The organism is Spirilliplanes yamanashiensis (genome assembly GCF_016863475.1).
GTDB lineage: Bacteria > Actinomycetota > Actinomycetes > Mycobacteriales > Micromonosporaceae > Spirilliplanes > Spirilliplanes yamanashiensis.
This window is the reverse complement of sequence record NZ_BOOY01000004.1, coordinates 42,269-56,228: the sequence shown is the minus strand read 5'-3', so window position 1 is coordinate 56,228 and position 13,960 is coordinate 42,269. Positions and strand designations below refer to the sequence as shown.

General features: G+C 76.2%; 14 protein-coding genes and 2 tRNA genes. 5 read left to right on the top strand and 11 right to left on the bottom strand.

Translation table 11 applies throughout. The features are described 5' to 3' along the window. The first annotated feature begins 34 nt into the window (after positions 1-34). Positions 35-721: an IclR family transcriptional regulator gene (locus tag Sya03_RS03810; RefSeq protein ID WP_203936737.1), complete on the top strand. Its 687-nt coding sequence runs from the start codon at positions 35-37 to the stop codon at positions 719-721. Between the two features lie 11 nt (positions 722-732). Next, the gene (locus tag Sya03_RS03805; protein ID WP_203936736.1) at positions 733-1,392 is read left to right on the top strand and encodes a hypothetical protein; all 660 of its coding nucleotides are present in this window, start codon (positions 733-735) and stop codon (positions 1,390-1,392) included. Between the two features lie 552 nt (positions 1,393-1,944). Here the strand turns inward: Sya03_RS03805 and Sya03_RS03800 are convergent. The 3 genes from Sya03_RS03800 to Sya03_RS03790 form a co-directional block, all read right to left on the bottom strand. Further along, positions 1,945-2,017, bottom strand: a tRNA-Glu gene (locus tag Sya03_RS03800). Positions 2,018-2,127: 110 nt separating this feature from the next. Continuing rightward, positions 2,128-2,199 (bottom strand) — tRNA-Gln (locus tag Sya03_RS03795). A gap of 91 nt (positions 2,200-2,290) precedes the next feature. After that, positions 2,291-3,100, bottom strand: coding sequence for an NAD(P)H-binding protein (locus Sya03_RS03790; RefSeq protein ID WP_203936735.1), 810 nt, complete (start codon positions 3,098-3,100; stop codon positions 2,291-2,293). Between the two features lie 33 nt (positions 3,101-3,133). Here Sya03_RS03790 and Sya03_RS03785 point away from each other — a divergent pair, with 33 nt between their 5' ends. Next, entirely contained in the window at positions 3,134-3,970 is an 837-nt protein-coding gene (locus Sya03_RS03785) for a TetR/AcrR family transcriptional regulator C-terminal domain-containing protein (protein ID WP_203936734.1), read from the top strand. Here the strand turns inward: Sya03_RS03785 and Sya03_RS03780 are convergent. Further along, positions 3,957-4,754 (bottom strand): fumarylacetoacetate hydrolase family protein, encoded by a 798-nt coding sequence (locus tag Sya03_RS03780; RefSeq protein WP_203936733.1) that lies wholly within the window; start codon positions 4,752-4,754, stop codon positions 3,957-3,959. The two genes, Sya03_RS03785 and Sya03_RS03780, sit on opposite strands and share 14 nt — an antisense overlap. Before the next feature lie 38 nt (positions 4,755-4,792). On the opposite strand from Sya03_RS03780, the gene Sya03_RS03775 reads away from it, so the two are divergent. Further along, positions 4,793-5,653 carry a 3-methyladenine DNA glycosylase gene (locus Sya03_RS03775; RefSeq protein ID WP_203936732.1) on the top strand — a complete coding sequence of 287 codons (861 nt, stop codon included), beginning with the start codon at positions 4,793-4,795 and terminating at the stop codon, positions 5,651-5,653. Positions 5,654-5,788: 135 nt separating this feature from the next. Next, positions 5,789-7,723, top strand: a complete 1,935-nt coding sequence (locus Sya03_RS03770) for a S8 family serine peptidase (RefSeq protein ID WP_203936731.1) — start codon at positions 5,789-5,791, stop codon at positions 7,721-7,723. Here the strand turns inward: Sya03_RS03770 and arfB are convergent. From arfB to Sya03_RS03735, 7 genes are read right to left on the bottom strand one after another with little or no spacing between them, the layout of a single operon-like run. Continuing rightward, positions 7,720-8,142, bottom strand: a complete 423-nt coding sequence (arfB, locus tag Sya03_RS03765; RefSeq protein ID WP_203936730.1) for an alternative ribosome rescue aminoacyl-tRNA hydrolase ArfB — start codon at positions 8,140-8,142, stop codon at positions 7,720-7,722. The two genes, Sya03_RS03770 and arfB, sit on opposite strands and share 4 nt — an antisense overlap. A gap of 14 nt (positions 8,143-8,156) precedes the next feature. Further along, positions 8,157-9,362, bottom strand: coding sequence for a sensor histidine kinase (locus Sya03_RS03760; protein ID WP_203936729.1), 1,206 nt, complete (start codon positions 9,360-9,362; stop codon positions 8,157-8,159). Continuing rightward, positions 9,359-10,033, bottom strand: a complete 675-nt coding sequence (locus tag Sya03_RS03755; RefSeq protein ID WP_203936728.1) for a response regulator — start codon at positions 10,031-10,033, stop codon at positions 9,359-9,361. Before Sya03_RS03755 ends, Sya03_RS03760 begins: the two co-directional genes overlap by 4 nt. A 9-nt stretch (positions 10,034-10,042) precedes the next feature. After that, positions 10,043-10,939 (bottom strand): S1C family serine protease, encoded by an 897-nt coding sequence (locus tag Sya03_RS03750; protein WP_203936727.1) that lies wholly within the window; start codon positions 10,937-10,939, stop codon positions 10,043-10,045. Between the two features lie 16 nt (positions 10,940-10,955). Then, positions 10,956-11,930: a VWA domain-containing protein gene (locus Sya03_RS03745; RefSeq protein ID WP_203936726.1), complete on the bottom strand. Its 975-nt coding sequence runs from the start codon at positions 11,928-11,930 to the stop codon at positions 10,956-10,958. Then, positions 11,927-12,904 carry a DUF58 domain-containing protein gene (locus Sya03_RS03740; RefSeq protein ID WP_203936725.1) on the bottom strand — a complete coding sequence of 326 codons (978 nt, stop codon included), beginning with the start codon at positions 12,902-12,904 and terminating at the stop codon, positions 11,927-11,929. Before Sya03_RS03740 ends, Sya03_RS03745 begins: the two co-directional genes overlap by 4 nt. After that, positions 12,901-13,950, bottom strand: a complete 1,050-nt coding sequence (locus Sya03_RS03735; RefSeq protein ID WP_203936724.1) for an AAA family ATPase — start codon at positions 13,948-13,950, stop codon at positions 12,901-12,903. The genes Sya03_RS03740 and Sya03_RS03735 overlap by 4 nt, the downstream gene beginning before the upstream one ends. Positions 13,951-13,960 lie beyond the last annotated feature (10 nt).

Sequence of the window (13,960 nt, the reverse complement as noted above, 5' to 3'; positions counted from 1 at the left end):
TCTGGGAGGTAAGTTTCGGCTTGTGGGACACAGTATGAGCGGTGTCGGCGTTCTCGACAAGGCGGTGGTCATCCTGGCCGCCTGTGTCGACGGCGCCAGCCTGGCCGAACTCGTCGACCGGACCAAGCTGCCGCGGGCGACCGCGCACCGGCTGGCCCAGGCGTTGGAGATCCACCGGATGCTGGTCCGCGACACCCAGGGCCGCTGGCGCCCGGGCCCGCGGCTCGGCGAACTGGCGAACGCGGCCCCCGACGTGCTGTTAACCGCCGCCGAGCCACTGCTCGCCGCGCTGCGCGACGCCACCGGCGAGAGCGCCCAACTCTACCTCCGCCGCGCCGACGAGCGGATCTGCGTCGCCGCCGCCGAACGCGCCAGCGGCCTGCGCGACACCGTCCCCGTCGGCTCCGTCCTGCCGATGACCGCCGGCTCCGCCGCCCAGATCCTGCTCGCCTGGGAACCGCCCGAGGCCGTCATGCCCCTGCTGCCCCGCTGCAAGTTCACCGGCCGCACCCTGGCCGAGGTCCGCCGCCGCGGCTGGGCCCAGAGCGTCGCCGAACGCGAACCCGGTGTGGCGAGCGTCTCGGCCCCCATCCGCGACCGCACCGGCCGCGTCATCGCCAGCATCAGCATCTCCGGCCCGATAGAACGCATCGGCCGGCGCCCCGGCGACCGCCACGCCATGGCCGTGGTCCGGGCGGGCCAGCGCCTCAGCGGGCTGTAACCGGCCCGGTCGTGCTCGTCGCCCTGCTGCCGAGCCCGTTCCTGCCGCCCGCGGCGTGGGAACCGGTGGCCGCCGCCCTGCGCGCCCGCGGCCACCGGGTGACCGTCCCGACCCTGCCCACCCCGGCCGCCCCGGCGACCCTGGCGGCCGGCCTCACCGCCGCCCTGCCCGCCACCGAGCCCCTCACCCTGGTGCCGCACAGCAACGCCGGCCTGTACGTCCCCGGCCTCTGCACCACCCACCGGGTGGCGGCGGCGATCTTCGTCGACGCCCTTCTCCCACCCGGCGCCGGGCCCGCCCCGGTCGCCCCGCCCACCTTCCTCGCCCACCTGCGCGGCCTCGCCACCCCCGACGGCCTCCTGCCGCCGTGGACGACGTGGTGGGACGCCGCGGACATCGCCCCGCTGTTCCCGTCCCCGGCGGCACTCGCGACCCTCCGGGCGGCGGAACCGCGCGTCCCGCTGTCCTACGTCGAGGGCACGGTCGACGTGCCCGCCGGCTGGGCGTCGGGGGTACGCGGCGCGTACCTCGCCTTCGGCGACGCCTACGCGGACGAGCGGGCCACGGCGGGCGAGCTGGGGTGGCCGGTGGTGACGATCCCGGACGCGGGCCACCTGCACGTACTCATGGCGCCGGAGACGGTGGCGGACCACATCGCGGCCTGGCTCTGACCGGCGGCGCCGGCGGCGGCGCGGGGAGGGGTGCCCTTGGCGGCCTCCGCGCCGGCCACCTCCTCACGCTCCCCGAGTCGGCCACCTCCGCTCAGATGCCGGCCTGGGGCTCGCGAAGCCGGCCTGGGGCTCGGCGAAGCCGGCCTGGGGCTCGGCGAAGCCGGCCTGGGGCTCGGCGAAGCCGGCCTCCCGGCCGGCGATCGCACCACGACCGACGGTCGACGGGCACCGTGCCCGACAAGACCGAACCCGCCCCGAGCCGAGGGCCGATCCTCGGACCGATGGGTGGCGAACCCGCCCACGACGAAGGCTGAGCCACGGACAGAGCGGGATCCCCGAGGTGGCCACCGTGACGGCCACCCCGCGGAGGGGGTGGTGGTTGCTCACGAATGAAGGCCAAGGCGGGACCGGCGGTGGAGGTGCCCACGACGAACTCCCGAACCGCGAGCCCGCCGCTGACCCCACCGTGGTCCGCCGCCGCGAAAGGACCGGGCGGCCGCAGACACGAAGAAGCCCGCCGCACCGATCCGGTGTGGCGGGCTGCTGCCGCTGTAGCCCCGAAGGGATTCGAACCCTCGCTACCGCCTTGAGAGGGCGGCGTCCTAGGCCGCTAGACGACGGGGCCAGGACTTCTGTGTTCCACTGCTTTACCTGCCTGCCCGTCCCGTTTCCGGTCGGACGCTGCGGAACTCTATCAGAAGTCCAGCACCGCCGCCCTTGCGGGTCAGGCTTGCGCTGGGGTACCAGGACTCGAACCTAGACTAACTGAACCAGAATCAGTCGGGCTGCCAATTACCCCATACCCCATCGGCACGGCTTTCCTGTGCCGGTGCAGAACTCTACCTGAGCCCATGGTGCCCGCCAAATCGGGTTACCGCTTGCGTTTCGGCCAGGTCCGTCATGCCTGGAAGAGGGCGGTGTTGGCGGCGGCCCACGCGGCGAAGGTGGTGGCGGGGCGGTCGAGGAGGGTGGCGAGGTCGGGGGTCGGCGCCTGGGGGTGGGCGGCGAGGAGGCGGATGCCGTCGGCGTACCAGGCGGCGTAGTCGCCCATGACCGGGGTGAGTTGGGCCACGAACTCGTCGTGGGGCAGGTCGACGAAGGTCAGGGTGCGGCCGAGGGCGGCGCCGATCTGGTGGACCTTCTCCTCGCGGGTGATCGCGGCGGGGCCGGTGAGGTCGTACGCGCGGTGGTCGTGGCCGGTGGGGTCGAGCAGGACGGTGGCGGCCGCGGCGGCGATGTCCTCCATGGCGATGGGGGCGTTGGCGGCGGCGCCGTAGCCGTCGCGGACGGTGTCGCCGGCGCGGATCTGCGGGGCCCACAGGTCGGCGTTGGCCATGAACTCACCGGCTTCGAGGTGGGTCCAGCCGGTGCCGGCGGCCTCGACGCCGATCTCGACCTCGCCCCAGTGGCCGTCCTTGGGGCCGGCCAGGTCCACGATGTGCCGCACGCCGGCGTCGCGGGCGAGGCGGGCGACCCGGTGGACGGTGCGGGGGTACGGGGCGAGGTACATGCGGTCGACGCCGTCGAGGGCGGCGGGCAGGGTGGACGGCCGGGCCACGGAGCCGTGGGCGATCTCGACGGTGGGCGGGAGGGCGGCCCGGGCGGGGTCGGTGGTGAGGGCGCGGACGTCCGTGGCGCCGGCGGCGAGCAGGGCGTCGACGACGAGGCGGCCGACACTGCCGGTGGCGCCGGTGACGAGGACGGTCATTCTCGTAGGGTATACGGAAATGGGAGGCGCGGAGTGACCGAGTACAGCGGGCGGACCGACCCGGACCGCATCCTGCCCCTGCTGTGGCGACGGTCCGCGCCGGAGCGCAGCGGGGCCGGGCGGCGGCCCCGGCTCAGCGTCGACGCGGTGGTGGCGGCCGCCGTCGGGCTCGCGGGCGCGGAGGGGCTGGCCGCGACGTCGATGGCGCGGGTGGCGAAGGCGCTCGGCGTCGGGACCATGACGCTGTACACGTACGTGCCGTCGCGGGCGGAGCTGATCGACCTCATGGTCGACGAGGTGCTCGGCGAGCTGCGGTTGCCCGGCCCCGGCGACGAGCGGCCGGCCGGCTGGCGGGCGCGGGTGGAGCTGTACGCCGAGCGCACCCGCGCCCTGTACCGGCGGCACCCGTGGCTGTGCCGGGTGACGACGGTGCGCCCGCCGATCGGGCCGGGGATGCTGGCCGAGCGCGAGTACGTGCTGTCCACGGTGGCCGGGCTGGGGCTGCCGCTGCACCGGGTGGACACGGCGGCCACGGCGGTGTCGGCGTTCGTGCGGGCGGCGGCGCGGCTGGAGGCGGAGAACGCGGAGCTGCGGCGCACCACCGGGCTGTCGACCGACCGGTGGTGGACACAGCGCGGGCTGCTGTGGGAGGACTGGTTCGACGTCGAGCGGCACCCGGCGATGACGGCGCTGTGGAACGCGGGCGGCTTCGACCGCGGCCCGGACGAGCAGCAGGAGCAGGCGCACGCCTACGGCCTGCGCCTGCTCCTGGACGGCATCGAGCGCGACGCCGGCACCGAGCGCGACGCCGGCACCGGCATCGAGCGCGACGCCGGCGTCGAGCGCGACGCCGGGGTCAGTCCAGCGTGACGACGGTGTTGGTCAGCTCGCCGATGCCCTCGATCTGCACCGACACGGTGTCGCCGCTGACGATCGGGCTGACGCCGGCCGGGGTGCCGGTGAGGATGACGTCGCCGGGCAGCAGCGTCATCACGTGCGACACGTACGACACGAGTGTGGGCACGTCGAACACCATCTGGCTGGTGCGGCCGAGCTGGCGTACCTCGAGGTTCTGCGGGTCCTGGCCCACCTCGCACCGCACCTCGAGGTCGGAGACGTCGAGGTCGGTCTCGATCCACGGGCCGAGCGGGCAGAACGAGTCGAAGCCCTTGGCCCGCGTCCACTGGCCGTCGCTCTTCTGCAGGTCGCGGGCCGTGACGTCGTTGCCGCAGGTGTAGCCGAAGATGGCCTTAGCGGCGCCGGCGCGGTCGAGGCGGCGGGCGCCGCCCGCGCCGATGACCACGGCGAGCTCGGCCTCGTGCTCGACGTGCTGCGACTGCGGAGGCAGCCGGATCGCGTCGCGAGGGCCGATGACCGACGTGGACGGCTTCATGAAGATGAGCGGCTCGGCGGGGATCTCCGCGCCGTGCTCGGCCGCGTGGTCGGCGTAGTTGCGGCCGACGCAGACGACCTTGCTGGAGAAGATGGGGGCCAGCAGCCGCACGTCGGCGAGCGCCCAGCGCTGGCCGGTGAGCTGGATGTTGTCGAAGGGCAGGCCGGTGATCTCGGCGACGGTCAGGCCGCCGACGACCGGGTCGCCCGCGACGACACCGAAGGAGACCCCGCCGGGGTGGACGAATCGAACGAAGCGCACCCGGACAACCTATCCGAGCCTCTCACTAGCATGGTGCCGTGAGCCCCGTACCCCTCGACGAGCCGCAGTGGCGCGCGCGCCGCGCCGCGCACGAGCGCCGGGTCGACGACTGGCTCACGCCGCACCTGGCCCGGCGGCGCACCGGGGAGAAGCACCCCGTCGAGGACTTCCTCTTCACCTACTACTCGCACCGGCCCGCCCAGCTGCGCCGCTGGCACCCCGGCGCCGGCGTGCTGCTGCGCGGCGCCGACCCGGCCGAGCTCGGCCGCGACTACGTGGCCGCCGGCGGCGGCGCCACCCTCGACACCGCCGCGGCGCTCGCCCGGGCCAACGCCCCCTGGATCCGCGAGCTGCTCGCCCGCACCGCCGCGCGCAGCGCCCACTTCGGCTGCTTCGGCATGCACGAGTGGGCCATGGTCTACCGGCAGACCCCGGCCGAGGTGCGGCACAACGCCTGGCCGCTGCGCCTGTCGCCCGCCGCGACCGCCGAGGTCGTCGAGACCACCCGGGTACGGTGCAGCCACTTCGACGCCTACCGGTTCTTCACCGCGCCCGCCCGGCCGCTCAACCTGCTCGCCCCCACCCGCGAGACCCAGCACGACAACGAGCAGCCCGGCTGCCTGCACGCCAACATGGACCTCTACAAGTGGGCGTACAAGCTCGCGCCCGTCGTCGGCTCGGAGCTGGTGGCGGACTGCTTCGAGCTGGCCCGCGAGATCCGCACGCTGGACATGCGGGCGTCGCCGTACGACCTTGCGGCGCTGGGCCATCCGCCCGTGCGGGTGGAGACGCCGGAGGGCCGCGCCGAGTACGCGGCGCACCAGCGCGCGTTCGCCGAGCGGGCCGCCCCGCTCCGGCAGCGGCTGCTGGACGCGGTGACGACGCTCGCCGTGCGCTGAGCCGGCCGCACGGCAACCGGCCCGCAACCGGGCGGGTACCCGGCCGCACCCCAGCCACGTGACCCTCGGTGAAGGTTCGATCACCGACGGCGTCCAGCAGCCCTCCCCCGGCGCGGACGCGATGGGCAGGGCGACATGGCAGCAGCAGCACGCAACCTCCGGCGCTGGGCGTTCGGCGCGCTCGCGGTGGCCTCCGCGGCCGGCGTGACGGCGGTCGGCACCACGACGGGCGGCGCCCCGGCGGCGGGCCCCACTGCCGGCCCCACTGCGGGCCCGGCGACGGCCGTTCGGGCCGCGACGGTTCCGCCGGCGGCCGCGCCCACCCCCACGGTCAACCTGGACGCCGAACCCGCCGCGCTGCTGCCGGAGCGCATCGATGGGCGGCGGCCGGTGCGCGTCGTCACGACCGTGCGCGACGCGTCCGGGCGGCCCGTCGTGACGGCCCGGACGGCGACCGACCCGCGCACCGCGGCGGCGCTGATCCGCGCCGGGCAGGCAGCGCCGGGCGCCGTCGGTGTCGAGCTGGACGCGCCGGTCACCGCGGTCGGCGACGCCGACCCGTACCGGGCGTCGCAGTGGGACTTCGCGAAGCTGGCCGTCACCGACGCGTGGACCCGCGCCACGGGCGCCGGCGTGACCGTCGCCGTTCTCGACTCCGGGGTGGACGGCACGCATCCGGACCTGGCGGGCAACCTGCTCGCCGGCACCGACCTCGTCGACGACGGCGGCGACGGCCGCATCGACCCGCACGGGCACGGCACCCACGTCGCCGGGACCATCGCCGCCGTCACCGACAACGGCCTCGGCGTCTCCGCCCTCGCGCCCGGCGCGCAGATCCTGCCCGTCCGCGTCCTCGGCGCCACCGGCTCCGGCTGGATGTCCGACGTCGCCGCCGGCATCGTGTTCGCCGCCGACCGCGGCGCCCACGTCGTCAACATGTCGCTGGGCAGCTCGGGGCAGACGAGCGCGGTGACGCAGGCGATCGCGTACGCCCGCGGCAAGGGCGTCACGGTCGTGGCGTCGGCCGGCAACTCGCGGTCGAGCGGCAGCCCGACGAACTACCCGGCGGCCGACCCCGGCGTCGTCGGCGTCGCCTCCACCGACTCGGGGGACGCGTACTCGTCCTTCTCGAACGCCGGCTCCTACGTCGACATCGCCGCGCCGGGCGGCTCGATCCTCAGCACGGTGCCGGTCGCCAAGGGCTCCTACGGCTGGAAGAGCGGCACGTCGATGGCCGCGCCGCACGTCGCCGCGCTGGCCGCGCTGCTCAAGGCCGCCCGGCCGGGGCTCACCCCGGACCAGGTGCAGCAGGCGATGGAGAGCACGGCGCTCGACCTGGGCGCGGCCGGCCGGGACGACGACTACGGGCACGGGCGCATCCGGCCGGTCGAGGCCCTGGACGCGGTCCTCGCGACCCCGTCCCCCACCCTGACCACCGCCGCCCCGACCACGGCTCCGACGACCACTCCCCCGACCACCGCTCCGACCACCGCTCCGACCACCGCCGCGCCGACCGTCGCGCCCACCACGAGCGCGCCCGTCCTGGCCTCGCCGTTCGTCGGCACCCTGGCCGCCTCGCGGACCGTGCCCTACGGCAGCACCGTCGGCACCGTGTTCACCGTCGGCGCCGGGCGCACGCTGTGGGCCGGCGCCCCCGTGTCGGTCTGCGTGGCCGAGGGCAGCGACCCGTTCGCCTGCACTGCCGCGACCACCACCGCCCGCGGCACCGTCGCGCACACCCGCGCCGCCACCCGGACGTTCCGGGTGCAGGTGCGGGTGGCCGCCACCGCCACCAACCGGGCGGCGGCGTCGCGGATCGTCACCTACACCGTGCGGGCCGGGGCGAACCTGCGCCGCACCGGCCCGCGCGCCCTGACCGCGACCATCGCCGGCGCGGCCGGGCAGGCCGCCCGCCTGGAACGGCTGGAGCGCGGCCGGTGGACCACCGTGGCCGAGTACGCCGCGGTGCCGGCCCGGAAGATGACCGGCCTGCGCGCGGGGTCGTACCGCCTCATCGTGGGCGGCACGGCGGGGGTGACGGGCGCGACCAGCGCGACCGTGCGCCGCTAGTCCTCGCCGCGCCGGTTCTTCTTGATGGCGCCGCGGCGCTTCTTCGCGGCGATGCGGCGCTCCACCGAGCCCTTCGAGGGGCGGGTGGGGCGCCGCTTCTTCGGCGGCGCGGCGACGGCCTGCGCGACGAGCGCGGCGAGCCGGGCGGCGGCGGCCTCCCGGTTGCGCAGCTGCGACCGGTGCTCCGCCGCCACCACGGTCAGCACCCCGCCGACCAGCCGGCCGCCGAGGCGCTCCAGCGCGCGCTCGCGCAGCGGCGGCGGCAGCACCTCCGAGGCGCCCAGGTCCCAGGACAGCTCGACCCGCGAGTCCGTGGTGTTGACGCCCTGCCCGCCGGGGCCGCTCGCCCGGGAGAACCGCCACGCCAGCTCGCCGGCCGGGATCTCCAGCCGGTCCGTCACGCGCAGGTCGCCGTTCACGCCCCCAATATCGCCTACAGCGGCGCCGTCGTGGGGGGCGGGGCGTCGTCGGTGCGCTCGGCGGACGGCAGCCACAGCACGAACGTGCTGCCCGCGCCGAGGGCGGAGAACGCGACCGCGTGCCCGCCGTGCGACTCCACGATCTGCCGGACGATGGCCAGGCCCAGCCCGGTGCGGCGGTCGCGCGAGGCGCCCGCGGCGTCGGCGGTGCGCCAGAACCGGTCGAAGACGCGCGGCAGGTCGCCCGGGGCGATGCCGGGGCCCTCGTCGGCGACGGCCAGCCACAGCCAGCCGCCGTCGCGGCCGGCGCCGATCGTGACGGTGCTGCCCGCCGGGGCGAGGCGGACGGCGTTGGACAGCAGGTTCACGGCGGCGCGGCGCAGGGCGTCCGGGTCGCCGATGAGGTGCAGGTCGTCGGTGACCGCGTACCGGATGGCGAGGCCGCGCTCGGCGGCGACGGCGGCGAACTCCTCGCCGGCCTCCAGCGCGGCGGCGGCGAGGTCGACGTCGGTGTCGGCGAGCGCGCCCGCGTCCCGGCGGGCCGTGGCGAGCAGGTCCTCGACGAGCCGCGACATGCGGGTGGTGGCCCGGTCGACCACGGCGACGGCCCGCTCCCGCTCGTCGGCCGGGGCGGACGCGACGGTCAGCGAGGCGTCCAGGTTGGTGCGGATGATGGCCAGCGGGCTGCGCAGCTCGTGCGACGCGTCGTCGATGAGCTGGCGCTGCGCCCGGAACGCGTCGTCGAGCCGGTCCAGCATCGAGTCGATGGTGTCGGCGAGGTCGCGCAGCTCGTCCTGCGGGCCGTCCAGGCGGATGCGCCGGGACAGGTCGGTGGCCTGGATCTCGCGGGCGGTGCGGGCGATCCGGCCCACCGGCCGCAGCGCCCGCCCGGCCAGGATCCAGCCGATGCCGAGGCTGGCGAGGAACAGCACGCCGAGCGCGACGAACGAGTACGTCCGCACGGTGCCGAGCAGCCGCAGGTTCACCTCGTCCTCGATGGCGGACACCGCCGCCACCTCCATCGCCTCCCCGACCGGCACGACCCGGCCGTCGGCCTTCTGCTTCACCAGATACGCCTGGTAGCTCTCGGTCAGCGGCTTAGGGTCGGTGGCCCGCTCGACGGCGACGTACGTGACGGCCAGCCCGGTGGCGGCCAGCGCGAACAGCAGCGTCGAGTACAGGACGGTGAGCCGGAACCGGATGCTGCGCACGACGCTCACGACGCGCTCCTCAGCCGGTAGCCGCGTCCCACGACCGTCTCGATCCGGGCGCCGCCGAGCTTGCGCCGCAGCGTGCCCACGGTGACCCGGACGGTCTGGGTGAACGGGTCGGCGTTGGCGTCCCACACGTGCTCGAGCAGCTCCTCGGCGGGCACCACGTGCCCGGGCCGGGTCATCAGGTACTCGAGCACCCCGAACTCCTTGCGGGTCAGCGGCAGCGGGCGGCCGGCCAGCGACGCCTCGTGCCGGGCGGCGTCGAGCGACAGGTCGCCGACGGTGAGGACGGCGGAGCCGCCGCCGGTGTCGCGGCGCAGCAGCGCCCGGATCCGGGCGAGCAGCTCCTCCAGCGCGAACGGCTTCACGAGGTAGTCGTCGGCGCCCTCGTCGAGCCCGCGGACCCGGTCGGTGAGGCCGCCGCGGGCGGTCAGCATCAGCACCCGCACGTCGCCGGGCGCGTCGATGGCGCCGTCGCGCAGGGCCCGGCACAGCGTGAACCCGTCGCCGTCGGGCAGGTTGACGTCGAGCAGCATGAGGTCGTACGCGTTGACGGTCAGCAGTTCCTCCGCCTCGGCGGCGCCGGGCGCGACGTCGACCGCGTACCCGGCGCGGACCAGGCCGACGCGCAACGCGCCGGCCAGGTCCTCCTCGTCCTCCACCACGAGCAGTCGCATACGCCGACGCTAGCCTTCCGCGATGATGCGCGCCGCCACCTGCGACGCCTCCTCGATCGGCACCGCGAACCCGATGCCGATGCTGCCGCCGCCCTCCAGCGTGGCGATGGCGGTGTTGACGCCGATCACCTCGCCGCGGGCGTTGACGAGCGGGCCGCCGGAGTTGCCGGGGTTGATGGACGCGTCGGTCTGCACCGCGGTGCGCCCGGCCGTCCCGCCGAGGCGCACGGGGCGGTCGGTGGCGCTGACGATGCCGGCGGTGACGGTGCCGGACAGCCCCAGCGGCGAGCCGACCGCCAGCACCGGCTCGCCCACCCGCACGCTCGCGGGGTCGGCGAGCGCGAGCGGCGGGTAGCCGGCGCCGGTGACGCGCAGGACGGCGATGTCGCTGCGGGCGTCGCGGCCGACGACCTCGGCGGTGCGGCGGCGGCCGTCGGAGCCGACGACGCTGACGGCGCCGCCGGAGTCGACGACGTGGTTGTTGGTGATGACGTGGCCCCGGGCGTCGTAGGCGAAGCCGGAGCCGGTGCCGCCGCCGCCCGCGCCGCGCACCTGGACGGACACGACGCCCGGCAGCGCCCGGGCGGCCGCGCCGACGAGGTCGCCGGGCACCGCGCCGGTGGGGGCGGCCGGTCCGGTGGCGGCGCCGGGGGCGGCGGGCGCCGCGGCGGTGGCGGTGTCGCCGTCCCCGCCGGCCCACCAGCCGGCCGCGCCGCCCGCGCCGGCGGACAGCGCGACGACCAGGCCGGCCGCCGCGATCAGCGGTCCCCGGCCGCCGGTGCGGGCCGTGTGTGCCCCGCCGCCCGGGGGCACGGCGCCGCCGGGCGGCCGCTCGTCGAGGCCGGGCGAGTAGAACTCCGGACCGCGGGGCGCGCCGCCCAGGCCCGTCTGCGTCGGTGCGGTCATGGTCACTCCAGTCGGGTCAGGGAAGCCGGGCGAACCAGAACATGGACGCGAGGGCGGCGAGCAGGGCGAGCACCAGGCCGGCGCCGATGAACCGGGCCGACACGTCCTGCACGCGCGTCTCGTGGCCGACGGAGCTGCCGATGTCGGCGTACACGTCGCGCAGCTGCTCGCTGGTGCCGGCCTCGAAGTAGCCGCCGCCGGTGGCCTGCGCCACGGCCTGCAGCGTCTCGCCGTCGACGGGCACGCGCTGGCCGGCGACGGCGGTGCCGGACGCGCCCCGCCCGCCGATGACGCCGTCGGCGGTGCCGAACGAGATCGCGTCGACGGGGACGCCGAGCTGCGCGGCGAGCGCGGACGCCGTCGCCGGGTCCCGCCCGGCCGTGTTCGCGCCGTCGGACAGCAGCACCACCCGGGCGGGCGGCGGGTCCTCGGCGGCCTGCGCGTCGAGGTTGCGGACGGCGTCGAGGGAGGTGGCGATGGCCTCGCCGATGGCGGTGCCCTGCGGGCCCTCGCCCTGGGCCAGCCGGTCGATGGCGGCGGCCACGGCCGGCCGGTCGGTGACCGGGGCGACGACCACGTTGGCGGCGCCCGCGAACCCGACCAGCCCGACGTTGAACTGCTCGGGCAGCCCGCCGACGAACTCGTGCGCGGCCGCCTTCGCGGCGGTGAGCCGGTCGGGCGCCACGTCGTCGGCGAGCATCGAGTTGGACACGTCGACGGCGACGATGACGGTGGCCCGCTCGCGCGGCACCCGCACGTCGTCCTGCGGGCGGGCGAAGCCGACCACCAGCAGCGCCAGCATCGCGACGAACAGGCCGGCGGGCACGTGCCGCCGCCAGGCCGGGCGCTTCGGCGCGACCCGGTCGAGCAGCTTGAGATTGGTGAACCGGACCGCGTACGCGCTGCGGCGGCGCTGCAGCAGCAGGTACGCGATCACCAGTGCGGCGACGGCGGCGAGCAGCCACAGCCGGGCCGGGGCCTCGAACGTCACGGAGTGCCTCCCCCGATGGGTCGGTGGCGGGCGCCGGCGGCGAGCCGGCGCTGGGTGTGGACGTGGCGCACGATGTCGGCGACCCAGTCCCGGTCGGTCGACAGCGTCAGGTGGGCGGCGCCGGTGCGGCGCAGCGCGGCGGCGACGGCCCGCTGCTGCTCGGCGGCCGCGGCGGCGTACCGCTCGCGCAGCCGGCGGCTGGCCGTGCCGACCTCGCGGCGGGCGCCCGTCTCCGGGTCGACCAGCGTGATGAGCCCGACGTCGGGCAGCTCCCGCTCGCGCGGGTCGGTGACGTGCACGGCGAGCACCTGGTGCCGGGCGGCGAGCCGGCGCAGCGGCTTCTCCCAGTCGGGCGCGCCCGGGCCGAGGCCGTCGTCGGGCAGCCCGTCGAGGAAGTCGCTGACGACCACGACCAGGCCGCGCCGGGGGGTGGCCCGGTGCAGGTTGTCGACCGCCGCGGCGAGCGGCACCGGCTGGGCGGCCGGGATGCCGCGCGGCACGGCCAGCAGCGCCCGCAGCAGCCCGAGCAGGTGGGTGCGGCCGGTGCGGGCCGGGAACCGGGTGATGCCGTCGCCGCCGAGCAGGTACGCCCCGAGCCGGTTGCCGGCGCCCGCGGTGAGGAACCCGACCGCGGCGACCCCCGCCACGGCCAGCTCCCGCTTCTCCAGCTCGCCGGTGCCGAAGTCCATGCTGGGCGTCGCGTCCACGAGCACCCAGGTGGCGAGCTCGCGGTCGGCGTCGAGCTGCCGGACGTGCGGCACGGCGGTGCGGGCGGTGACGGCCCAGTCCATGCGCCGCACCTCGTCCTCGCCGGCCCGGTACTCGCGGCTGCCCGCGGGCTCGGAGCCGACGCCGGGCAGCAGCCCGAGGTGCTGGCCGTGCAGGAGCCCGTCGAGCCGCCGGGTGATCTGCAGCTCCAGCCGGCGCAGCCGCCGCTGCGGCAGCAGCTCGGTGACGGTGGCGCCGCCGCTCATGCCGCGACCTGTTCGGCGGGGCCGCCGAGGCCGGGGCCGCCCTGCGCCGGGGCGATGCGCGGCAGCGGGACGGCCTCGACGACGCGGCGCACCAGGTCGTCGGGGGTGAGCCCGTCGGCGACGGCGTCGAAGCTGAGCACCAGGCGGTGCGCGAGCACGTCCGGGGCCAGCTCCAGGATGTCGGTGGGCAGCACGTAGTCGCGGCCGCGCAGCAGGGCGAGGGCCCGGCCGGCGGCGACCAGGCCGAGGGTGGCGCGAGGGCTGGCCCCGTACGCGAGGTGCTGCGCGACCTCGGAAAGCCCGAACCGGTTCGGGTCGCGGGTGGCGAGCACGAGCCGGACCACGTACTCGGCGAGGGCGTGGTGGACGAACACCTCGCGCGCCATGGCCTGCAGCCTCATCAGCCGCGCGGTGTCGAGCACGGGGCGGGCGGCGGGCCGGCCGGTGCCCATCCGGTAGAGGATGCCCAGCTCCTCCTCGTCGGTCGGGTAGTCCACGACGACCTTCATGAGGAACCGGTCGCGCTGCGCCTCGGGCAGCTGGTAGACGCCCTCGCTCTCGATCGGGTTCTGGGTGGCCAGCACGAGGAACGGCTCCGGCACGGGGTAGGTGCGCCCGCCGATGGAGACGTGCCGCTCGGCCATGACCTCCAGCAGCGCGGACTGCACCTTGGCGGGCGCGCGGTTGATCTCGTCGGCGAGGACCAGGTTGGCCATCACCGGCCCGAGCTCCACGTCGAAGCTCTCCTGGGAGGCCCGGTAGATGCGGGTGCCGAGGATGTCGGACGGCACCAGGTCGGGCGTGAACTGGATGCGGTGGAAGCGGCCGCCCACGGCGGTCGCCAGGGTCTCGGCGGCCAGCGTCTTCGCGACGCCGGGCACGCCCTCCAGGAGGCAGTGGCCCTGGGCGAGCAGCGCGGTCATGAGCCGCTCGACGAGCCGGTCCTGCCCGACGATGACCTTCTTGACCTCGAACAGCGTCTGCTCGAGCATGCGGGCCGCGGAGGCCGCCTCCAGCACGGGTTCTGTCGTCAGCATGGGGACCATGGCACCACCG

Bases quoted from the DNA above. Each gene is read 5' to 3' on its own strand.
- Sya03_RS03740 (WP_203936725.1), bottom strand. From the start codon at position 12,904: ATGAGCGGCGGCGCCACCGTCACCGAGCTGCTGCCGCAGCGGCGGCTG.
- Sya03_RS03790 (WP_203936735.1), bottom strand. From the start codon at position 3,100: ATGACCGTCCTCGTCACCGGCGCCACCGGCAGTGTCGGCCGCCTCGTC.
- Sya03_RS03735 (WP_203936724.1), bottom strand. From the start codon at position 13,950: ATGGTCCCCATGCTGACGACAGAACCCGTGCTGGAGGCGGCCTCCGCG.
- Sya03_RS03810 (WP_203936737.1), top strand. From the start codon at position 35: ATGAGCGGTGTCGGCGTTCTCGACAAGGCGGTGGTCATCCTGGCCGCC.
- Sya03_RS03770 (WP_203936731.1), top strand. From the start codon at position 5,789: ATGGCAGCAGCAGCACGCAACCTCCGGCGCTGGGCGTTCGGCGCGCTC.
- Sya03_RS03755 (WP_203936728.1), bottom strand. From the start codon at position 10,033: ATGCGACTGCTCGTGGTGGAGGACGAGGAGGACCTGGCCGGCGCGTTG.
- Sya03_RS03750 (WP_203936727.1), bottom strand. From the start codon at position 10,939: ATGACCGCACCGACGCAGACGGGCCTGGGCGGCGCGCCCCGCGGTCCG.